We start from the raw sequence: 20,308 nt of genomic DNA, 5'->3' as shown, positions 1-20,308 counted from the left end.
GCGCTAGACATCTTTTAGGCGACTGCATCCGATGGCGCCCGCTGTTTCAACAGCCGCGCACAGGCGAAGCCCAGCGCGACCATGATCGCGGCGCTCACGAGCAGAGTTGGCATCTTGCCGCCATGCTGCAGGCCAAGGCCATAGGCGAGCGGCCCCACCGTCTGCCCCATGAAGAAGAAGAACGAATGCAGCGACAGCGCGGTGGCGCGCGCCTCGACCGAGAGTTCGCTGGCAAACATCTGAAGGCAGCCATGGGCGATGTAGAAGCCCCATCCCATCACGATGAGATTGAACGCCTGCACTTCCCAGCGCAGGCCGAAGCCGACGGCAACGAGCTGCGAAGCCACCAGCGTCATGCCCGCGATCATCATTCCCTTCATGCCCAGCCATGGCAGCAGGCGCGACACCGTCAGCGTGTAGAACAAGCCGCCGACCGCAAAGCCCGCGATGACGATGCCCGCGATCGAGAGCGAGGTCTGACCGAGCTCGAACAGGAACGAAGCGATGTAGGGAAACAGGCCGAGCACGCAGCAGCCTTCGATGAACACCGCCGCATAACAGACATAGGCGTTCGGGTTGGTGAAGATGGTGCGATAGCCCGCCTTCAGCGCCGACAGGCTCGTCTTCGGCGGATGCTTGACCTTGGCGCCACGAAAACCGGCGGCGACCGCGATCGAGGCAACGATCACCAGCGCGCCGAGCACCGCCAGCACGCCGCGCCAGCCGAGGAAATCGCCGATCAGGCCGGAGGCCGAGGCGCCGAGGAGATTGCCCGCCATCGCGCCGGCGAGCGTGCGGCTGATCGCGACCTGGCGCTTCTCCGGACCGACGAGATCGCTGGTCAGGCTGAGCGCCACCGGAAACACGCCGCCGGAGCCGATACCGGCGAGGATACGGGTCGCGAACAGAACCGAGAATGAGCTCGAGAGCGCCCCCAGGATGTTGGCAAGGCCGAGCAGCGCGAGGCAGCCGATCATCAGCCGCGTCTTGCCGAACAGATCGGCGGCGGCGCCGACGATCGGCTGGATGATCGAGAAGGTGAAGGCGAACACCGCGGCAAAACCGGCAGCGGTCGCGATGCTGACGCCAAAGTCCTCCGCGACGTGCGGCAGCACCGGATCGAGCGCGCGCGCGGAGAGCGCCGCGGCGAAGCTTGCACCGGAGATGACGTAAAGCGCGGCCGGCAGGCCGTGATCGTGCGCCCGCGCCTCGCCTTGCTGCATCAGCGCGGGTCGGCTTTGGTCGAATCCTTGGCGAGCGCGTCGAACGCCATCAGCCTTCGGATCAGCCCTTCGAACTCGCGCAGCGGCACCATGTTGGGTCCGTCGGACGGCGCGCTGTCAGGATCGGGATGGGTCTCGATGAAGATACCGGCAACACCGACGGCGACGGCTGCGCGTGCGAGCACCGGCACGAATTCGCGCTCGCCTCCGGAAGACGTCCCCTTCCCGCCCGGCTGTTGCACCGAATGAGTCGCGTCGAAGATCACGGGGGCGCCGGTGGTGCGCGCCAGGATCGGCAGCGCGCGCATGTCGGAGACCAGGGTGTTGTAGCCGAAGGACGCGCCGCGTTCGGTGACGAGCACGTTGGGATTGTTCGCGCTCGTGATCTTGGACACGACGTTGGCCATGTCCCAGGGCGCAAGAAACTGACCCTTCTTGACGTTGACGACCTTGCCGGTTGCGGCCGCCGCCAGCAGCAGATCGGTCTGGCGACATAGGAAGGCGGGAATCTGCAACACGTCCACCGCCTGCGCCACCTCGGCACACTGCCCGGCGTCATGCACGTCGGTCAGGACCGGCAGGCCGAGCGACGATCGGATTTCGGCGAAGATCGGCAGCGATTGTGCAAGTCCGAGGCCACGCGCGGCCGACGCGCTGGTGCGATTGGCCTTGTCGAATGAGGTCTTGTAGACGAGGCCGATCTGCAGCCGCGCGGCGATCTCCTTCAGCGCGGAGGCCACCTCCAGCGCATGCTGGCGGCTTTCGAGCTGACACGGCCCGGCAATGATCGAGATCGGCAGATCATTGCCGAATTTGACCTTGCCAATGGTGACGACCGGCGCCGCTGACGTCGAAGAGCTCAAGGCAAATCCCTCGTTCCGGCGCGACCATAGCCGCGATGAAGGGCGGATCAACCCCATTCGGCCTGGGCTCCCAGAATATCAGGGTGCGCCCAGGCTCTCCGCGACGCCCTCGCGCCGGCCGCCTCTACTTCACCGACGAGAAGGCGGTCGGCGCCAGGATCTGGCTGACGATGTTGCCGACGATCTGGCCGTCCGCCTCGCTCTCGGCGCGCCCTTTCATCCAGTCCGGATCGGTCATGAAGGCGGCCCACTTCTTCTCGCGCTCGGCGAGCGACTCCCAGGCCAGGAAATAGGTCAGCTCCTGGTTGGATTCACCGATCACGGTCGTGAAGAACCCGGCCTGCTTGATGCCGTGCTTTTCCCACACCTTCAGCGTGACGGTCTCGAACCGCTTGAGCAGTGCCGGCAGGCGGCCGGGCACGCAGCGATAGATGCGCATTTCGTAGATCATTCATATTCCTCCCTGATCAGGTCCGGCGGTTATAACGGCCCGCCCCGACGGTGTCTTGAGGCCCGCTCAGCCGCCCCGGTAGCGTTCCGTGCATGGCTAGAGCCCGCTCAAGCCGCTTCATCGAGAGCGGGTTCCCGCAATGCTGCCGCAATGATACGGCCGCTAGAATGGCGCGATTGAGGTTGAGGTGCGGATCATGCGGATTTTGCTCGTCGAGGACGAGGTCGAAATGGCCGACGCGCTGGCGTCGGCGCTGAAGCGCTACGACATGGTGGTGGACCACGCCCCCACGCTCGCGGAGGCGGAAGAGGCCATTTCTGCCGACGTCCACGCCGCCGTCCTGCTCGATCGCCAGCTTCCCGATGGCGACGGTCTCACCCTGATCCCGAAACTGCGGGCGCGCGCCGACGGCGTGCCGATCATCGTGTTGACGGCGCGCGGCGAACTCGCCGACCGGGTCGCCGGACTGGACTGCGGGGCGGATGATTATCTGTCAAAGCCGTTTGCGGTAGAGGAATTGCTGGCGCGGCTGCGCGCCGTGCTGCGCCGGCCCGCCGGGCTGCATCCCGACATCATGCACGCCGGCCGCCTCGCCTTCGATTTCGGCCATCGCGAGGCAAGCGACGGGGCTCCGCTCGAGCTGCCGCGACGCGAGCTCCTCGTGCTGGAAGCCCTGGTCCGCCGCATGGGCCGGACCGTGCTGCGCTCCGCGCTGGAAGAAGCCGTCTACAGTTTCGACGACGAGATCCAGTCGAATGCGCTCGATACGCACGTGTCGCGCCTGCGCCGCAAACTCTCGGAAGCCGATGCGCGCGTGGAGATCCACGGCATCCGCGGCGTCGGCTATCTCTTGAAGAAGCTGCTATGAGCAAGCACCACGAACCCTATTGCCTGCGCTCGCGGCTGAGCTGGCGCCTGCTGTCGCTCCAGGCGGTGCTGCTCACGGCGCTCGTTGCCGTCGTCGTCGGGGCATTGAGCGCGTCGGGATTCGTGATCGCCGGGCGCGACGAAGATCGCGTGATCGATATCGTCCAGCGCGCGCTCGGACGCGACGCGCAAGGCGACCTGGTCCTGCGGCCGACGACCGAGCTGAAACAATTGCGCAGCGAGACCCCCGATCTCTGGTTCCTGGTCCGCGACAGGCAGGGACATTCGCTAAGCGAAGGCGCCGTGCCGGCCGAATTCGCCGCCATCGGCAGCGGCCTCGACCAGATCAGCCAGGCCCGGCTCGGCTGGCAGCTGTTCGAGGACGATCCGCGCAAGCCCCCGGCGCGGCTGAAGCGGGTCGATACCGACGCCGGCAATGTGCAAATCATCACGGCGACGCAAGGCAAGCTCACGGGCGCCAAGGCGTTGATCATGACATCGCTTGCACTGCTCGGCATCGCCCTGCCTGGCCTGCTCCTCATGGGAACGGCGACGTTCATCGCCACGCCGATGATCGTGCGGCGCGCCTTCGAGGCGCTCGATGCGACGGCGGACCAGGCGCGGCGCATCGACATCCATCAACGCGGCGCGCGGCTGTCGCTGGACCGGATTCCGCTGGAAGTCGTGCCGCTCGTGACCGCGGTCAACGACGCGCTGGCGCGGCTAGACCAGGGCTATGCCCGCCACAAGCGCTTCGTCGCCGATGCCGCACACGAGTTGCGCACACCGATCGCGATCCTGAACACGCGGCTGGAGTCGCTTCCAGCGGGGCCGGACAAGACCCGGTTGCTGGAGGATTCCGCGCGGCTGGCAACGCTTGCCGAGCAGCTGCTGGACATTCAAAGGCTCGACCGCTGCGGCCATCCCTTCACGCGCGTTGACCTCGTCGCAATCGCGCAAAGCGCGGCCGCAGATCTTGCGCCGCTGGCCATTGCCGCCGGCTACGAGTTGGCGCTCGACGCCCCCTCCACGCCGGTCGAAACGATCGGCGATGCGGCGGCGCTGGAGCGCGCGCTGACCAACCTTGTGCAGAATGCGATCCAGCACGGCCCGCGCCGCGGCACCATAGGCATTCGTGTCAGCAGGCCCGCGAGCATCGAGGTCACGGACGAAGGCGCCGGCATTCCGGCCGATCAGCGCGAACAGATATTCGAACCGTTCTACCGGCTGACACCGCTGGATCGCGGTGCCGGCCTCGGTCTCAACATGGTGCGCGAGATCGTGCTCCTGCATGGCGGCCACATCTCGGTCGCGGACACAGCGATCGGCGGCGCGTGCTTCAGGATGTCACTGCCGCCCGTCCGGGAGAATTGACGCAATCGACAGGCGGCACGCAATGCTGTCGCAATGCACTCAAACGATTGTTCGGCCGCCTCACCTCTGACCTGCGAGGCGCAACCAAGATGCCGGAGTGCGCATGCCCAACGATTTCCTCTCGTTCTTCCTGTCATGGATGTCAGCCCCGCGCCGCGTCGGCGCGATCGCGCCGTCAGGCGCGGCGCTGGCCGATCTCATCACCCGCGAGATCACCGCATCGACCGGCCCTGTTCTCGAGCTCGGCCCCGGCACCGGCGCGTTCACCTACAAGCTGCTCAAACGCGGCGTGCGCCAGCAGGACCTCACGCTGATCGAATACGGCTCCGACTTCATGAAGGTGCTCCAGATGCGTTTTCCGAACGCGCGCGTCTTGTGGATGGATGCAGGGCGGCTCGCAACGGAGCGCCTCTATGACGGCGCGCCCGTCGGCGCGGTCGTGAGCGGCCTGCCGCTGCTCAACATGTCGACGCGCAAGGTGGTCTCGATCGTCGGTGGCGCGTTCAGTCATGTCCGCCCCGGCGGCGCCTTCTACCAGTTCACCTACGGCATGAGTTGTCCGATCCCGCGGCCCGTGCTCGACCGGCTGGGCTTGCGCGCAAAGCTGGTGGATCGTGCCCTGCTCAACGTGCCGCCGGCCGCCGTCTACAAGCTGACGCGACGGCCGCAGATGAAGCTCGTCACGGGATCGCTTGCGCCTGATACGTCAATGCCGGCCGCGCCGGAGCCGATGCATCTTGCAGGTGACTGCACCGCCACGCGCTGAGCGATTACACCAGGCGGCTCTGAACCATTGCCGCGCGAATGAACGACGCGAACAGCGGATGCGGCTCGAACGGTCGCGACTTCAGTTCCGGATGGAACTGGACGCCGATGAACCAGGGGTGATCCTCGTACTCGACGATCTCCGGCAGCACGCCGTCGGGCGACAGGCCCGAGAATTTCAGCCCGTGCTGCTCGAGGCGATCCTTATAGGCGGTGTTGACCTCGTAGCGATGGCGGTGGCGCTCGGAAATCTCGGTCGCGCCGCCATAGACTTCCGAAACGCGGCTGCCGCGATTGAGCGCCGCGGGATAGGCGCCCAAGCGCATCGTGCCGCCGAGATCGCCGGCGTTGGTGCGCTTCTCGAGCTCGTTGCCGCGCAGCCATTCCGTCATCAGGCCGACCAAGGGCTCCTTGGTCGGGCCGAACTCGGTGGAGTTGGCCTCCTCGATCCCGACGAGATTCCGAGCTGCCTCGATCACCGCCATCTGCATGCCGAAGCAGATCCCGAAATACGGCACGTCGCGCTCGCGCGCGAACTGCGCCGCGCGGATCTTGCCTTCGGCGCCGCGCTGGCCGAAGCCGCCGGGCACCAGAATGCCGTTGACGTGCTCGAGGAACGGCGCGGGATCCTCCTTCTCGAAGATCTCGCTTTCGATCCAGTCGAGATTGACCTTCACCTTGTTGGCGATGCCGCCATGGGAGAGCGCCTCGATCAGCGACTTATACGCATCCTTCATGCCGGTATACTTACCGACGATGGCGATGGTGACGTTGCCCTCGGGATTGCGGATGCGCTCGTTGATCTGCTGCCAGCTCCGCAGCTCCGGCGGAATCCGCGAGCCGATGCCGAAGGCGGCAAGCACTTCGTCGTCGAGGCCTGCCGCATGGTAAGCCTGAGGGACAGCGTAGATGCTGTCGGCGTCGCGCGCCTCGATGACGGCGCTCTCGCGCACGTTACAGAACAGCCCGAGCTTGCGCCGTTCCTCCTTCGGGATCTCGCGATCGGTACGGCAGAGCAGGATGTCCGGCTGGATGCCGATCGAGCGCAGCTCCTTGACGGAGTGCTGCGTCGGCTTTGTCTTCAGCTCACCGGCGCTCGGGATGTAAGGCAGCAGCGTCAAATGAATGTAGATGGCGTGATCGCGCGGCAACTCGTTCTTGAGCTGGCGGATCGCCTCGAAGAACGGCAGGCCCTCGATGTCGCCGACGGTGCCACCGATCTCGACCAGCACGAAGTCGTAATCGTCGTTGCCGTCGAGGACGAAATCCTTGATGGCGTTGGTGACATGCGGAACCACCTGGATGGTCGCGCCGAGATAATCGCCGCGCCGCTCCTTGGAGATGATGTCCTGATAAATCCGCCCGGTCGTGATGTTGTCGGCCTTGGTCGCCGGCCGCCCGGTGAAGCGCTCATAGTGACCGAGATCGAGGTCGGTCTCCGCGCCGTCATCGGTCACGAACACTTCGCCGTGCTGATACGGCGACATCGTTCCGGGATCGAGATTGAGATAGGGGTCAAGCTTGCGGAGGCGGACCTTGTAGCCCCGAGCTTGCAACAGGGCACCGAGTGCCGCTGAAGCCAGACCCTTGCCGAGCGAAGAAACCACGCCGCCGGTGATGAATATGTACCGCGCCATGGGGCTTAACCTCTAATCCCTCGAATTCGATTCGCCAAAGCGATTCGTATTCCGCCCCAAACATTTTGCGGGGCTGTGGGTGAGCCAGAACTGAGAGTGGTGACAGAGCCTTGATAGGGATTGTTGATCCAGGACGGTAGAAGCCGCCCTGCATGGCCCCCTGTTTTATTGCGAACGCGGTACCTGCGGGCCGCTCGGTGCCGGAGCCTGCTGCTGCTCGTCGGCCTTCTTCAGCGAATCCAGGATGCCACCCGAGGTCGGCGGCGCGATCGGTCCGCCACCGGCCGGCTGTGTCTGCGACGCCGGCGCACCGATGATCGACGACGGCTTGCGGTCGTAGCCGGCATACCAGGACAGGAACAGGCTGGTGAGGAAGAAGCCGACGGCCAGAATCGCGGTGGTCCGCGTCAGAAGGTTCGCCGTGCCGCGGCTCGACATGAAGCCTGCGCCGCCTCCCATGCCGAGGCCCCCGCCTTCTGACTTCTGGAGCAGGACGGCGCCGATCATAACGGTGACGATCATGAGGTGAATGACGATGACAACGGTCTGCATAGTGTCCTTCCGTCACAAGCCGACAGCGCCGAGACGGCGGCCAATCGTGCTTCGCGGGGTTTTCCTGAAGTTGCGCGGTGTTACACGATCGGACGGGGCATTGCCACCCCCGATCAGCCCCGGACGAGTGGTTTGAACCAGCCAGGGACGGCCCTGCCTAATTAGGGCAGCCCTGCGCAATCGCAAGGAAATCGGCCGCCTTCAGACTGGCCCCGCCGACCAGCGCGCCATTGACGTTCTTCACGGCCATCAGCTCGGCCGCGTTCGAGGGCTTGACCGAACCGCCATAGAGAATGCGCATCCCGGCGCCGTCGGCCTTGAACCTGGAGGTCAGGAATTCCCGGATAAAGCCATGAATCTGCTCGACATCCCGAGACGTCGGGGTCAGGCCGGTGCCGATCGCCCAGACCGGCTCATAGGCCACGACCAGATTGGCGGCGGTCGAGCCATCCGGCAGCGAGCCGGTGAGCTGGCCGCGCAGGATATCCACGGTCTGGCCCGCATCGCGCTGGCCCTGCGTCTCTCCGATACAGACGATCGCCGTCACTCCGGCGCGCCAGGCGGCCTCAGCCTTCTGCCGGATCAGGGCATCGCCCTCGCCATGGTCGGCGCGGCGCTCGGAATGGCCGACGATGATTGCGGTCGCACCCGAATCCGCCAGCATTTCGGCGGCGATGTCGCCGGTATGGGCGCCCGAGGCCTTGGGGTGGCAATCCTGGGCCCCCACCGCGACCTTCTTGCCGCGTGCCTTCTCGGCAAAGGCAGCGATCAGGGTCGCCGGCGGGCAAACCAGCAGCTCGGCTTTGCCGGCCACCTCTGCCGCGCCATTGAGCATGGCGTCGAATTCGGCAGTCGAGGTCTTGAGGCCGTTCATTTTCCAGTTGCCGGCGATCAGGGGGCGGATGGCATCGGTCATGTCAAATTCCAGCAAAATTTGGTTTGTTCATGCGCTAGCAGAGGTCCCGTGGCAGTTCCAGAGACCAGGGGCTTTTAACCGCAGGGATCGAAAGCCTGCTAGACCCGAGGTTGCGGGGGGAAAGCCACCACTTTATGATGATTGATCAATTTGGTGACGCGCTTTTGCGGAATCTGCATTAAGACGCGCTTCCGTTCCCCTCCTGCCAAACAAGTTGGACCAAATGCTTCGAGGAATGCGCAAGGCCTCATCAAACTGGCTCGGCAAGACCATTATGGCCATTGTGATGGGCGTGCTGATCATCAGTTTCGGCGTTTGGGGCATTGCCGACATCTTCAAGGGCTTTGGGCAGTCCACCGTGGCCAAGGTCGGCGGCACCGAGATTTCATTGAACGAGTTCCGCCAGATCTATACCGATCGCCTCCAGCAGATCAGTCGCCAATTCGGCCGGCCGCTGTCGCCGGAACAGGCGCGCGCCTTCGGCCTCGACCGTCAGGTGCTGCAGCAGACGATCGCGGAAGCCGCCCTCGACGAAGAGGCGCGCCGGCTCGGGCTCGGCCAGTCCGACGACCAGATCCGCCAGCTCATCATGAACGACCCGAACTTCAAGGGCGTCGGCGGCAACTTCGATTCGAACCGCTTTCAGTCCGTGATCCGCAATTTCGGCTATACCGAGCAGCGCTACGTTTCGGAGCAGCGCAAGGTCTCACTGCGTCGGCAGATCACCGGCACGATCGGTGCCGGCCTCGAGCCGCCGAAGGCGATGCTCGACGTGCTGACGCGCTTCCAGAACGAGCAGCGCACCATTGAATTCGTCAGGCTCGACGCAGCTCAGGCAGGCACCATCGACGCGCCATCGCCGGAGGCGCTCGCCGCCTATTTCGAGGATCACAAGGTCCAGTTCCGCGCGCCCGAATATCGCAAGATCGCGTTCGTCGTGGTCTCGCCGGAGGAGATCGGCAAGTGGAGCGAGGTGTCGGACGAGGACGCCAAGAAAGCATTCGACCAGCGCAAGGACCGGCTCGGCACGCCGGAGAAGCGCCAGATCCAGCAGATCGTATTCCCCAACGCCGCCGAGGCACAGGCCGCACGCGAGCGGCTCACCAGCGGGACGTCGTTCGAGGACCTCGGCAAGGAGCGCGGACTGAGCGCGTCTGACGTCGATCTCGGGCTCGTGACCAAATCCTCGCTCGATCCCGCCGTTGGAGACGCTGTCTTCGCGCTTCCCGCCGGTCAAATCAGCCAGCCGATCCAGGGCCGTCTCGGCACGTCGATCGTCAAGGTCGAAAAGATCGAGCCGGGCACTGAGGCGAACTACACGAGCGTTGCCGCCGACATCAAGCGCGAGATCGCCACCGAGCGTGCGCGCGTCAAGGTCGCCGATCTCCGCGACAAGATGGAAGACGAGCGCGGCGGCGGTGCCAGCGTGATCGACGCGGCGCAGAAGCTCGGCCTCACCGCCGTGACCATCGACGCCGTCGACCGTTCCGGCCGCGCGCCAAGCGGCCAGCCGGTCTCCGGCATTCCGCAGGGCCTCGACGTGGTGTCGCAGGCCTTTAACACCGATGTCGGCGTCGACAATGACTCGATCTCTTTCAAGGGCGGCTATGTCTGGTACGACGTGCTTGCCATCACGCCCTCGCGCGACCGCAATCTCGACGAGGTTCGCGACCAGGTCGAGGTGCGCTGGCGCCAGGACCAGATCGCGACCAAGCTGAAGGCCAAGGCGACCGAGATGGTGCAGAAGCTCGAATCTGGCGGCAAGCTCGCCGACGAAGCAGCCGCGATCGGCGCCAAGGTCGAGACCGCCACCGGCTTCAAGCGGGACGACTCGCCCGCCAGCGTGCCCGCGGCCGTCGTGTCGGCCGCCTTCCGCGTCGCCAAGGACGGCGTCGCGCAGACGGCAGTGACCGGCGGCACCGAGGTGATCGTGTTCCGCGTTACCGAGATCATCGATCCCACGGTCGATGCCGCTTCCGAGGCGGTCAAGAAGCTGAAGGACAGTCTCGACCGTGCGCAGACCGAGGAGCAGGTCGCTTCCTACGTCAACAAGCTCGAAACCGACATCGGGACCACAATTAATCAGGCCGCCTTCGCGCAGGTGACCGGCGCGAACCAGTGAGTTGAAAGCACGCGATGGACGACCTGAAATCGATCATTGGAAAAGTGGCGACCGGCGCCAGCCTGTCGCGTGACGAAGCGGCTTCCGCCTTCGACGCCGTGATGTCCGGCGAGGCTACGCCCTCGCAAATGGGCGGCCTGCTGATGGCGCTGCGGGTGCGCGGCGAGACCGTGGACGAGATCACCGGCGCGGTCGCGGCAATGCGCTCCAAGATGCTCACGGTCGATGCGCCCGCGGACGCCGTCGACATTGTCGGCACCGGCGGCGACGGCTCCGGCTCGGTCAATGTCTCGACCTGCGCCTCCTTCATCGTTTCGGGCGCCGGTCTGCCGGTGGCCAAGCACGGCAACCGCGCACTGTCGTCGCGCTCCGGCGCCGCCGACGTGCTGGCTTCGCTCGGGGTGAAAATCGATCTGAGGCCGGAGCAGGTCGGCCGCTGCATACGCGAATGCGGCATCGGCTTCATGTTCGCCCCCGCCCATCATCCCGCCATGAAGAACGTCGGCCCGACCCGGGTGGAGCTTGCGACCCGCACGATCTTCAACCTGCTCGGCCCCTTGTCCAATCCGGCGGGCGTGAAGCGGCAGATGGTCGGCGTGTTCTCCCGGCAATGGGTGCAGCCGCTGGCGCAAGTGCTCAAGAACCTCGGCTCTGAATCCGCCTGGGTCGTGCACGGTTCCGATGGCCTCGACGAAATCACCCTCACCGGCCCGACCTTCGTCTCCGCGCTCCACAACGGCGAGATCCGGAATTTCGAGGTGACGCCGGAGGACGCGGGCCTGCCGTGCTGCGAGGCCGGTGCGCTCAAAGGCGGCGACGCCGACGCCAACGCTATCGCCTTGCAGGGCGTGCTCGACGGCAAGCCGAGCCCCTATCGTGACGTCGCGTTGATCAACGCCGCTGCCGCATTGGTCGTGGCGGGGCGTGCCAGGGATCTCAAGGAAGGTGTCGTGATCGGCGCAAAATCGCTCGACAGCGGCGCGGCGAGCGCGCGGCTGAAACATTTGATCGCGGTCTCGAACGGCTGAGCCTGACATGTCGGACATCTTGACCAAGATCGAAGCCTACAAGCGCGAAGAAATCGCTGCGGCCAAGCGCGCGCAGCCGCTGTCGGCGGTAGAGGCGAAGGCCAAGGCGCAAGCAGCACCGCGCGGCTTCCTGCGCGCGATCAAGGCCAAGCACGCCAATGGCGACTACGCGCTGATCGCGGAGGTCAAGAAGGCGTCGCCGTCAAAGGGCCTGATCCGCGCCGATTTCGATCCGCCGCTGTTGGCCAGGGCCTATGAGGCCGGCGGCGCTGCTTGCCTGTCCGTGCTGACGGACACGCCCTCGTTCCAGGGCCATCTCGACTTCATGGTGGCGGCCCGCGCGGCAACGTCACTGCCGGTGCTGCGCAAGGATTTCATGTTCGACATCTATCAGGTGGCGGAGGCCCGGGCGCACGGCGCCGACTGCATCCTGATCATCATGGCGGCGCTCGATGATGCCGCGGCAAAAGAGCTCGAGGATGCCGCCATCGCCCACGGCATGGACGTGCTGATCGAGATCCACGACCGCGCCGAGCTTGACCGCGCGCTGAAGCTGCGTTCGCCGATGATCGGCGTCAACAATCGCAATTTACGCACCTTCGAAACTACCCTTGCGACCAGCGAAACATTGGCACCGCTGATCCCCCGCGACCGGCTGATGGTCGGCGAGAGCGGCATCTTCACGCCCGCCGATCTCGCCCGGCTCGAGCGCGTCGGCATGTCGACCTTCCTGGTCGGCGAGAGCCTGATGCGGCAAGCCGACGTTACCGCTGCGACGCGCACATTGCTGGCGCGCGAGACGACGGCGCGCGCGACGGGCACGCGCTGACATGGCCCGCAAGCCGACCGCGACGAAACCAGCCAAGTCCGAGTCCAAGACCCAGTCTAACACCAAGACCGGCCCTGCTCTCACCCATATCGGCGCCTCCGGCGAGGCGCGGATGGTCGACGTGTCGGACAAGCCCGCCAGCGAACGGCTCGCGGTCGCGGAAGGACGCGTCGTCATGACCAGGGCGACGCTTGACCTGATCGTGTCCGGCAACGCCAAGAAGGGCGACGTGCTCGGCACCGCCCGCATCGCCGGCATCATGGCCGCCAAGCGCACCGCGGAGCTGATCCCGCTCTGCCATCCGCTCGCGCTGTCGAAGGTGACGGTCGAGATCGAGCCAGACGCAACGCTGCCGGGCTGCCTCATCCGCGCCAGCGTGAAGGTCACGGGCCCGACCGGCGTCGAGATGGAAGCGCTCACCGCCGTCTCGGTCGCCTGCCTCACCATCTACGACATGATCAAGGCGGTGGAGCGCGGCGTGCGCATCGAAGGCATCCATCTGGTCGAGAAGCTCGGCGGCAAGTCCGGCCATTACCGCGTCTGATTGCGGCTGCTACTTCAACGACGCGCTGATCGACCCGAATTTTGAATTGAGCTTGCTGCCCAGGCCGTCCACCACGGCGACGATCGCGAGCGCAATCAGCCCATACTCGATCGCATATTGATTGCTTTTGCGAGGGTCCCTTCACGGCCCATTAACCCAGCTTGCTAACTTCGCCTCCACTCCGTTCCCGTAAACCAACGGATGTTTCCGGGGCCAAGAATTGACCCTGGCGTGTGCACGACAACGATCGATCATGATGACGGGATTCGGCAGTCGCCTTTTTGACCAAGCCTTCGTGCGCAGCGGACCGATCCGCTGGCTGGTGGTGGGCGGCACGCTGTTGATCGCTGCGATCGCCGTCGGCGCGACGCTGATGGCGCAGAATTTCCGCGAACGTGCGCTGCGCAGCTCCGGGCGCGAGCTGGAAAACACCGTGCTGATGCTGGCCCATCATTTCGACCAGCAATTGCAGGATTTCGCGGTCATCCAGAAGGATTTCGTCGACTACGTCCGCGCAAGCGGCATCACCAGTGCGGCGGACTATCGCAAGCGCCTCGCCGGCCAGGACCTCCACCGGATGCTGCGTTCGAAGATCGAGGCACTGCCCTACATGGGCGGCGTCAATATCATCGATGCCGAAGGCAATTTGATCAATTCGTCGGCGGCATGGCCGGCCCCGAACGTGAACGTTGCCGATCGCGCCTATTTCCAGACCTTCCGGTACGATCCCGACGCTCCCGACGTCCTGATCGAGCCACTCTACAGTCGCATCTCCGGCGCATGGACCATCCTGATCGTGCGCAAGGTCGTCGGACCGAACGGCGAATTCATGGGTGTGGTCGGACGCGGCATCGAGCCGGCAAACTTGGAAAAATTCTTCGAGTCAGCCGTGCTCGGCGAAAGCACGACGGTCTCGATGCTGCACCGGGACGGCACGATGCTCGCCCGTTATCCCCATTCCAGTGAATTGATGGGACGGAATTTCAAGAACGGTCCGTTCGCGCATCAAAGGGTTTTCGGGCTCGACCATTTTACCGGCCGCTTCATGAGCCCCGTCGACGGCGAGGACCGGCTGATTTCCTCACATGCCTGCCTCACTTCCCGATCCTGATGATGGCCACCACGACGCGCGCGACGGCCCTGACGGACTGGCGCGAGCAGATCGGCATCCTGATCTCGGTCGCGGCCTCTTCCACGCTCGCCATCGCGGGCGTGTTGATCGCGATCGTTCGCAAGCTCCTGGAGCAGCATCGTCTTTCGCGGGAACGGCTGACGCTGGAAAAGCAGCGTCTCGACCGCGCCGTCAACAACATGACCCAGGGCCTGCTGCTGTTCGACGCCTCGCAGCAGCTCGTGATCTGCAATCAGCGCTACATCGAGATGTACGGGCTGTCGGCCGACATCGTGAGACCCGGCTGCAGCTTTCACGACATCATTGCACACCGCAAAGCCACCGGCTCGTTCACCGGCGATGCGGACCAGTATGTCGCACGGGTCCTGCGCGACGTCCACGTGCGCAATTCCATGGTGGTCGAGACCTCCGACGGTCGCTCGATCCAGATCGTGAACGAACCGCTCACGGATGGCGGCTGGGTGGCGACGCATGAGGACATCACGGAGCGCCGGCGTATCGAGGAGCGCATCACCCATCTCGCTCATTACGACGCACTGACCGACCTGCCCAACCGCACCATGTTCCACGAGCATCTGCGTCAGGAACTCGATCTCGTCGCCGGCGGCGAACAACTCGCGGTGCACTACATCGACATCGACGAGTTCAAGGGCGTCAACGACGCGCTCGGGCATCTCGTCGGCGACGAGCTCCTGAAGTCGGTCGCGCAGAGCCTCCACCGCTGTGCGGGTCCGACGGACTTCGTGGCACGCCTCGGCGGCGACGAATTTGCCATCGTCCAGAGCGCGGTGACATCGCCGGATCAGGTCAGCGAGCTCATCGCGCGGGTGTTTGAGGCCATCCGGGCGCCGTTCGACTGCATGGGGCATCATCTTGCCACCGACGCCAGCATCGGCATCGCGCTGGCGCCGCAACATGGAACGGCGCTGGACCAGATCCTGAAGAACGCGGACATGGCGATGTACGCCGCCAAAGCCGCGGGGCGCCGCACCTATCGCTTTTTCGAGTCGGAGATGGACGCCAAGATCCACGAGCGGCGGCAGCTCGAGATCGACCTGCGCCACGCCATCGCTCAAGGCGGGCTCGAAGGCGGCCTCGAGGTGTATTACCAGCCCTGCCTCAGCCTGAAGGACGACCGCATCACCGGCTGCGAGGCGCTGGTGCGCTGGCGCCATCCCGAGCGCGGCATGGTCTCGCCGGCGGAGTTCATTCCGATCGCCGAGGACACCGGCCTGATCAACGAGATCGGCGAATGGGTGCTGGCGACCGCCTGCCGGGACGCGGCGAACTGGCCTGACGACATCCGCCTCGCCGTCAACGTCTCGCCGGTGCAATTCAAGAGCGGCACGCTGGCGCTGAAGATCATGGCGGCGCTTGCCGCCTCCAATTTGTCGGCGAGCCGGCTCGAGCTCGAAATCACCGAGGCGGTGCTGATCCGCGACGACGACACGGCGCTTGCGATCCTGCATCAACTCCGCGCGATCGGCGTCCGCATCGCGCTGGACGATTTCGGCACCGGCTACTCCTCGCTAAGCTATCTGCACCGCTTCCCGTTCGACAAGATCAAGATCGACCGCTGCTTCGTCAACGACATCGCCGGCCCCGACGGCTCCGCCAGCATCGTGCAGGCGGTCGTCAATCTCGCGGCTGCCCGCCGCATGACCACCACGGCCGAGGGCGTCGAGACCGAGGAGCAGCAGCGGTTGCTGCGCGCGCTCGGCTGCTCCGAGATGCAGGGCTATCTGTTCAGCGCCGCAAAGCCCGCCGACAAGGTGCTGGAGCTGTTCGCAGCTCATCGCAGCCGTCTCGCCCGACGCGGCGGCAACGAAGGCCGCCGCCGCGAGGCAAGCTAGTTCGGACCTCGTGGTCGGCGCAGCGGCATTCCCAGAAGCTCTCCTCGATACACACGACGCAGGTGTCGCGGAGGTCATGCAATTGCTGGAGTTGCGGGTTCATCCCGGCGGCGAGGTCTGGTCGAGCGCGACCGCGCCCGCCGCTGGGCCGAGCGCGATGGCTGCTACGAGGCCACCTTCGCGGCCATGAACCCGAGCTGACACAGCGTCCCGAAACAAGTTCGCCCGGGAACGGCTATCCGCTCCCGGGCGATCAACACCTTACCGTCGCGAGCGCCTAGTTCGGCACCGCAGCCTTCGACGCCGGCTTGGCGGCGACCGCATTCGCGGTTTGGCCGTGCAGGAAGTCGTAGGCCGTATGCAGGGCCTTGTCGTCTTTCGCTTCCGGTGGGACATAGGACTGCGATCCGGTCTGCTCGGTGCCGTCGGCTGCCTGGAGATGACCGCGCATCTGGGACTCCGCCATGGTGTCCATCCGGCCCTTCAGCTCGGGCGGCACGTCTTGGAGGATCTCGATGTCGGGCGCGATGCCCTGGGCCTGGATCGAGCGGCCCGAGGGCGTGTAGTAGCGCGCCGTGGTCAGCGCCAGCGCGCCGTTGCCGGTGCCGAGCGGAATGATGGTCTGCACCGAGCCCTTGCCGAACGAGCGCGTGCCGATCAGCGTCGCGCGCTTGTGGTCATGCAGCGCGCCGGCCACGATCTCCGAGGCTGAGGCGGAGCCGCCGTTGACGAGAACCACCAGCGGCTTGCCCTTGGTGAGGTCGCCACCATGGGCGGTAAAGCGCTGGGTCTCTTCCGGATTGCGGCCGCGGGTCGAGACGACCTCGCCACGCTGCAGGAACGCGCTCGACACCGACACGGCCTGGTCGAGCAATCCGCCCGGATTGTTGCGCAGGTCCATCACGTAGCCCACCAGCTTCTCCGGCGGAACCTCCTTGGTGATCGATGCGATCGCCTTCTTCAGGCCATCGGTGGTCTGCTCGTTGAACGAGGTGACGCGGATATAGCCGATATCCCCGTTCTCGACGTGGAAGCGCACGGGACGCACATGGATGATCTCGCGCTTGATCGCGACGTCGAGCGGGGCGTCGGCGCCCTTGCGCACGATCGTGAGCTTGGTCTGGGTCTCGACCGGCCCCTTCATCTTGTTGACGGCCTGCTCGAGCGTCATGCCCTGCACGGCATCGCCGTCGATCTTGCTGATGAGGTCGCCCGACATGATGCCGGCCTTGGATGCCGGCGTGTCGTCGATCGGCGAGACGACCTTGACCAGCCCCTCCTCCATCGTGACCTCGATGCCGAGCCCGCCGAACTCGCCGGAGGTGGTCTCCTGCATCTCGGTCCAGGCCTTGTCGTTCATGTAGCGCGAGTGCGGATCGAGCGAGGTCACCATGCCGGTGATCGCGCCTTCGATCAGTTTGGCATTGTCAGGCTTCTCGACATAGCTCGCCTTCACCCGCTCGAACACTTCGCCGAACAGATTGAGCTTGGAATAGGCGTCATCCGCGCTCGCTGCCGCCCGTGCCGCCCAAACGCCGCCGTGCGGACTGGCTACCAAAAGGGTCAGACACGCTCCGGTGAGCGCGCCCAGTGGAAACAGCAGGGTTTTCCGCATGGATAGGCTGGCCTTTTTGCTTCGCGGTTCGGTGGGCTGGGAGCCGCCATGCAAATGGCGATCCAGCCTGCTTCTCACAATACCATTCTGGTTTCTTCAAGGCCGGGATGCCACGCCGGCGGGTACACCGAAAAAATCGGTTGGTCCGGACCTAAACTTTCGGCAACGTTGCAGGACCGGTTCGTGCGCAGCGGGGGTCGGCCGGCCGGCCCGCGCCTCGCAGCCATGCCATTTTAGGATGGTTTTGGCGCCCCGGACGGGTTAGGCGATCAGGGAAGGCTTCAAATTCTCGGGAGGATAACAATGAACGAAGCACCCCGCATCCAACCGGAAAGGAACGTCGAGCTCGGCGCCAGCACCGAGCCGTTCCAGAATCTGCATGAATTCATCCGGAAAGCCCGCGCCAACCTCAACCAGAATGCATGGGACTATATCGTCGGCGCGGCCGAGACCGAGACCACGATGCGTCGCAACCGCATGGCGCTGGACGAGATCGCCTTCCGCCCGCGCGTGCTGCGCGATGTTCGCAAGGTTACAGGTTCGGTCGAACAGTTCGGCCGCAAGATGCGCCTGCCCGTGGTCCTCGCCCCGGTCGGCGCGCTCGAGATCTTCGATCCGGATGGTGCGGCGAGCGTGGCACGCGCCTGCGGCACTTTCGGTGCGGCGCACATGCTCAGTTCGGTGTCCGAGCCCGGCCTAGAAAAGACCGCCGAAGCTGCGTCCGACGCGCTGCGGCTCTACCAGCTCTATGTGCGCGGCGATGACGCCTTCGTCGCCGACGTCGTCAGCCGGGCCGAGAAGAACGCCTACGCCGCCTTCTGCCTGACCGTCGACACCGCCCACTACAGCCGCCGCGAACGTGACATCGCCAAGCGCTACGTTCGCGAGAGCCGCTTGCGCGCCACCGGGGGCGATTACCAGAAGGGTCTGGAGTGGCGGACGGTGAAGATGATCAAGGACAAGTTCAAGATCCCGCTGATCCTCAAGGGCATCGCGACGCCGGAGGACGCGCTGATCGCGATCGATCACGGCGTCGAATGGATCTACGTCTCCAACCATGGCGGCCGTCAGCTCGATCACGGTCGCGGCGCCATGCACGTGCTGCCCGAGATCGTCGACGCCGTGAACGGCCGCGCCAAGATCATGGTCGATGGCGGTGTCTGTCGCGGCACCGACATCGTCAAGGCGATCGCGGCGGGCGCCGACCTCGTCGGCATCGGCCGGCTGCAATGCTGGGCGCTGGCGGCGGCCGGCGAAGCCGGCGTGGCGCGCATGCTGGAACTGCTCGAGGACGAAGTGCTGCGCTGCCTCGGCCTCTTGGGTGCGACCTCGTTCGCCGAGGTCAACAAATCCTGCCTGCAGCAGGCGACCGCAACCAACGCGCCGAGTGTGTTCAGCGCGTTTCCGCTGTTCGACCACGAGCCGTATCGATACTGAGTGAAAGGACGCAGGTGACATCGCTCTCTCCCGGCAGCGCGGATGCGCTCCTGTTCGATCTCGGCCGCGTCGTGCTCGATATCGATTTCTCCAAGGCGATCGCCTGCTGGGCGGGACATGCCGGCTGCAAGCCCGAAGCCATCGTCGCGCGCTATGTGCGGGACAGCGAAGCCTATCGGTTGCACGAGATGGGGAAGATCAGCGATGAGGACTATTTCGCCTCATTGCGAGCCTCGCTCGGAATCGGCATTTCGGATGCGCAGTTCCTGGAAGGCTGGAACGCGATTTTCGCCGGCGAAATGCCTGACATCGCCGAGCTGCTGCCGCGCGCAGCGAAACAGATGCCGCTCTATGCTTTCTCCAACACCAACCGGCCGCACGTGGACCATTTCTCGAGGGAATATGCCGACCTCCTCGGCCATTTCCGCGAGCTGTATTTGTCGTCCAGCATCGGCCTGCGCAAACCGGATGCGGAGGCCTTCGACCACGTCGTTGCGGCGATCGGCGTGCCCGCCGGGCGCATCGTGTTCTTCGACGATCTTGCCGAAAACATCGAGGGAGCACGCGCGCGCGGCTTGACGGCGGTGCATGTGACCTCGCCGCGTGACGTCGGGAACGCATTGAAGGCATTGGGCATTTGACGACGGTCCGTTGTCGCGAAACCCACGACGGCACGGCCCGAGGGACCAATTTTGAAAAATTGAGGAACCGGATCACTTTGTACATTTTTATACAGAGTTCCGGGAACGGAATACCGCCTTCCGGACTCTTAGAGTCCGTTGGGACTTCTACGGACGGATGCATCATCGTGCTGGGCAAAACCTACCTCACCAAGCAGGCCTCTCTTCTTCTTGAATTCGCGAGGACAACTTCAGATTCGGACCTTTCCGCCAAGCTTGTGAGCAAGGCCGCCGACCTGAAATCCCAAGCCGACCCGCTGCCCGACAAGGATCAGGGATCCAAGGCGCCCGACGTAACTCCCGGGCAGGCAGGGAGCTGATCGATTCAGGCCATGGCGCGTTCTCGCCTTGCCATGATTTTCGTCGCTTCCATGACCACTCTCCTGCCGATCTGTGACCTCCTTCGGATCATGCCGCGAC

Annotated in this window: 18 protein-coding genes and 1 pseudogene; 11 read left to right on the top strand and 8 right to left on the bottom strand. The window is 65.0% G+C overall.

Annotated elements, in window-relative coordinates:
• Window positions 1-14 precede the first annotated feature (14 nt).
• The 3 genes from RX329_RS21570 to RX329_RS21560 form a co-directional block, all read right to left on the bottom strand.
• The gene (locus tag RX329_RS21570; protein WP_317244173.1) at window positions 15-1,223 is read right to left on the bottom strand and encodes an MFS transporter; all 1,209 of its coding nucleotides are present in this window, start codon (window positions 1,221-1,223) and stop codon (window positions 15-17) included.
• Window positions 1,223-2,086 (bottom strand): 3-deoxy-8-phosphooctulonate synthase, encoded by an 864-nt coding sequence (gene kdsA, locus RX329_RS21565; protein ID WP_018458071.1) that lies wholly within the window; start codon window positions 2,084-2,086, stop codon window positions 1,223-1,225. The genes RX329_RS21570 and kdsA overlap by 1 nt, the downstream gene beginning before the upstream one ends.
• Window positions 2,087-2,210: 124 nt before the next feature.
• Window positions 2,211-2,537 (bottom strand): NIPSNAP family protein, encoded by a 327-nt coding sequence (locus RX329_RS21560; RefSeq protein WP_085353235.1) that lies wholly within the window; start codon window positions 2,535-2,537, stop codon window positions 2,211-2,213.
• 196 nt (window positions 2,538-2,733) lie between these two features.
• Here RX329_RS21560 and RX329_RS21555 point away from each other — a divergent pair, with 196 nt between their 5' ends.
• The 3 genes from RX329_RS21555 to RX329_RS21545 all read left to right on the top strand — a co-directional run bounded on the left by RX329_RS21555 (window position 2,734) and on the right by RX329_RS21545 (window position 5,544).
• Window positions 2,734-3,405, top strand: a complete 672-nt coding sequence (locus tag RX329_RS21555) for a response regulator transcription factor (protein WP_317244171.1) — start codon at window positions 2,734-2,736, stop codon at window positions 3,403-3,405.
• Window positions 3,402-4,778 (top strand): sensor histidine kinase, encoded by a 1,377-nt coding sequence (locus tag RX329_RS21550; protein WP_018458073.1) that lies wholly within the window; start codon window positions 3,402-3,404, stop codon window positions 4,776-4,778. The genes RX329_RS21555 and RX329_RS21550 overlap by 4 nt, the downstream gene beginning before the upstream one ends.
• Before the next feature lie 103 nt (window positions 4,779-4,881).
• A complete protein-coding gene (locus tag RX329_RS21545; RefSeq protein ID WP_018458074.1) occupies window positions 4,882-5,544 on the top strand; it encodes a class I SAM-dependent methyltransferase in 663 nt (220 codons plus the stop codon).
• 4 nt (window positions 5,545-5,548) lie between these two features.
• Here the strand turns inward: RX329_RS21545 and RX329_RS21540 are convergent, their stop codons facing one another.
• The 3 genes from RX329_RS21540 to tpiA all read right to left on the bottom strand — a co-directional run bounded on the left by RX329_RS21540 (window position 5,549) and on the right by tpiA (window position 8,648).
• Entirely contained in the window at window positions 5,549-7,180 is a 1,632-nt protein-coding gene (locus tag RX329_RS21540; protein ID WP_007590604.1) for a CTP synthase, read from the bottom strand.
• A gap of 165 nt (window positions 7,181-7,345) precedes the next feature.
• Window positions 7,346-7,732, bottom strand: a complete 387-nt coding sequence (gene secG, locus RX329_RS21535; RefSeq protein ID WP_007590603.1) for a preprotein translocase subunit SecG — start codon at window positions 7,730-7,732, stop codon at window positions 7,346-7,348.
• A 157-nt stretch (window positions 7,733-7,889) separates the two neighbouring features.
• Entirely contained in the window at window positions 7,890-8,648 is a 759-nt protein-coding gene (gene tpiA / locus RX329_RS21530) for a triose-phosphate isomerase (protein ID WP_317244170.1), read from the bottom strand.
• A 223-nt stretch (window positions 8,649-8,871) separates the two neighbouring features.
• On the opposite strand from tpiA, the gene RX329_RS21525 reads away from it, so the two are divergent.
• The 4 genes from RX329_RS21525 to moaC are packed head-to-tail and all read left to right on the top strand — an operon-like array spanning window position 8,872 to window position 13,171.
• Complete coding sequence (locus tag RX329_RS21525; protein ID WP_317244169.1) at window positions 8,872-10,770, top strand: peptidylprolyl isomerase; 1,899 nt, start codon at window positions 8,872-8,874, stop codon at window positions 10,768-10,770.
• Window positions 10,771-10,784: 14 nt separating this feature from the next.
• Complete coding sequence (trpD, locus tag RX329_RS21520) at window positions 10,785-11,798, top strand: anthranilate phosphoribosyltransferase (RefSeq protein WP_317244168.1); 1,014 nt, start codon at window positions 10,785-10,787, stop codon at window positions 11,796-11,798.
• A 7-nt stretch (window positions 11,799-11,805) separates the two neighbouring features.
• Window positions 11,806-12,627, top strand: coding sequence for an indole-3-glycerol phosphate synthase TrpC (trpC, locus tag RX329_RS21515; RefSeq protein WP_317244167.1), 822 nt, complete (start codon window positions 11,806-11,808; stop codon window positions 12,625-12,627).
• Window position 12,628: 1 nt separating this feature from the next.
• A complete protein-coding gene (moaC, locus tag RX329_RS21510; protein WP_317244166.1) occupies window positions 12,629-13,171 on the top strand; it encodes a cyclic pyranopterin monophosphate synthase MoaC in 543 nt (180 codons plus the stop codon).
• Window positions 13,172-13,180: 9 nt separating this feature from the next.
• Here moaC and RX329_RS21505 read toward each other — a convergent pair whose 3' ends face one another.
• Window positions 13,181-13,282 (bottom strand): Flp family type IVb pilin, encoded by a 102-nt coding sequence (locus tag RX329_RS21505; RefSeq protein ID WP_085353576.1) that lies wholly within the window; start codon window positions 13,280-13,282, stop codon window positions 13,181-13,183.
• Window positions 13,283-13,424: 142 nt separating this feature from the next.
• Here RX329_RS21505 and RX329_RS21500 point away from each other — a divergent pair.
• Window positions 13,425-16,156 (top strand): annotated as a pseudogene (locus RX329_RS21500) (EAL domain-containing protein).
• A gap of 277 nt (window positions 16,157-16,433) precedes the next feature.
• Here the strand turns inward: RX329_RS21500 and RX329_RS21495 are convergent.
• Window positions 16,434-17,771: a S41 family peptidase gene (locus RX329_RS21495; RefSeq protein ID WP_026233497.1), complete on the bottom strand. Its 1,338-nt coding sequence runs from the start codon at window positions 17,769-17,771 to the stop codon at window positions 16,434-16,436.
• A gap of 303 nt (window positions 17,772-18,074) precedes the next feature.
• Between RX329_RS21495 and RX329_RS21490 the strand changes: the two genes are divergently transcribed.
• From RX329_RS21490 to RX329_RS21480, 3 genes are all read left to right on the top strand, one after another.
• A complete protein-coding gene (locus RX329_RS21490; RefSeq protein ID WP_317244165.1) occupies window positions 18,075-19,208 on the top strand; it encodes an alpha-hydroxy acid oxidase in 1,134 nt (377 codons plus the stop codon).
• Window positions 19,209-19,222: 14 nt separating this feature from the next.
• Window positions 19,223-19,849 (top strand): HAD family hydrolase, encoded by a 627-nt coding sequence (locus RX329_RS21485; protein WP_085395035.1) that lies wholly within the window; start codon window positions 19,223-19,225, stop codon window positions 19,847-19,849.
• Window positions 19,850-20,016: 167 nt separating this feature from the next.
• Window positions 20,017-20,208: a hypothetical protein gene (locus RX329_RS21480; RefSeq protein ID WP_026233498.1), complete on the top strand. Its 192-nt coding sequence runs from the start codon at window positions 20,017-20,019 to the stop codon at window positions 20,206-20,208.
• Window positions 20,209-20,308 lie beyond the last annotated feature (100 nt).

The organism is Bradyrhizobium sp. BWC-3-1, assembly GCF_032917965.1.
GTDB classification, from domain to species: domain Bacteria; phylum Pseudomonadota; class Alphaproteobacteria; order Rhizobiales; family Xanthobacteraceae; genus Bradyrhizobium; species Bradyrhizobium canariense_D.
Note: the sequence above shows the minus strand (reverse complement) of the source record. Positions and strands in the feature narration are given on the sequence as shown.

What these genes read in the sequence shown, in the direction of transcription:
- RX329_RS21570 (WP_317244173.1), bottom strand. Translation starts at nt 1,223, where the DNA reads ATGCAGCAAGGCGAGGCGCGGGCGCACGATCACGGCCTGCCGGCCGCG.
- RX329_RS21560 (WP_085353235.1), bottom strand. Translation starts at nt 2,537, where the DNA reads ATGATCTACGAAATGCGCATCTATCGCTGCGTGCCCGGCCGCCTGCCG.
- RX329_RS21555 (WP_317244171.1), top strand. Translation starts at nt 2,734, where the DNA reads ATGCGGATTTTGCTCGTCGAGGACGAGGTCGAAATGGCCGACGCGCTG.
- RX329_RS21550 (WP_018458073.1), top strand. Translation starts at nt 3,402, where the DNA reads ATGAGCAAGCACCACGAACCCTATTGCCTGCGCTCGCGGCTGAGCTGG.
- RX329_RS21545 (WP_018458074.1), top strand. Translation starts at nt 4,882, where the DNA reads ATGCCCAACGATTTCCTCTCGTTCTTCCTGTCATGGATGTCAGCCCCG.
- RX329_RS21540 (WP_007590604.1), bottom strand. Translation starts at nt 7,180, where the DNA reads ATGGCGCGGTACATATTCATCACCGGCGGCGTGGTTTCTTCGCTCGGC.
- secG (WP_007590603.1), bottom strand. Translation starts at nt 7,732, where the DNA reads ATGCAGACCGTTGTCATCGTCATTCACCTCATGATCGTCACCGTTATG.
- tpiA (WP_317244170.1), bottom strand. Translation starts at nt 8,648, where the DNA reads ATGACCGATGCCATCCGCCCCCTGATCGCCGGCAACTGGAAAATGAAC.
- RX329_RS21525 (WP_317244169.1), top strand. Translation starts at nt 8,872, where the DNA reads ATGCTTCGAGGAATGCGCAAGGCCTCATCAAACTGGCTCGGCAAGACC.
- trpD (WP_317244168.1), top strand. Translation starts at nt 10,785, where the DNA reads ATGGACGACCTGAAATCGATCATTGGAAAAGTGGCGACCGGCGCCAGC.
- trpC (WP_317244167.1), top strand. Translation starts at nt 11,806, where the DNA reads ATGTCGGACATCTTGACCAAGATCGAAGCCTACAAGCGCGAAGAAATC.
- moaC (WP_317244166.1), top strand. Translation starts at nt 12,629, where the DNA reads ATGGCCCGCAAGCCGACCGCGACGAAACCAGCCAAGTCCGAGTCCAAG.
- RX329_RS21495 (WP_026233497.1), bottom strand. Translation starts at nt 17,771, where the DNA reads ATGCGGAAAACCCTGCTGTTTCCACTGGGCGCGCTCACCGGAGCGTGT.
- RX329_RS21490 (WP_317244165.1), top strand. Translation starts at nt 18,075, where the DNA reads ATGAACGAAGCACCCCGCATCCAACCGGAAAGGAACGTCGAGCTCGGC.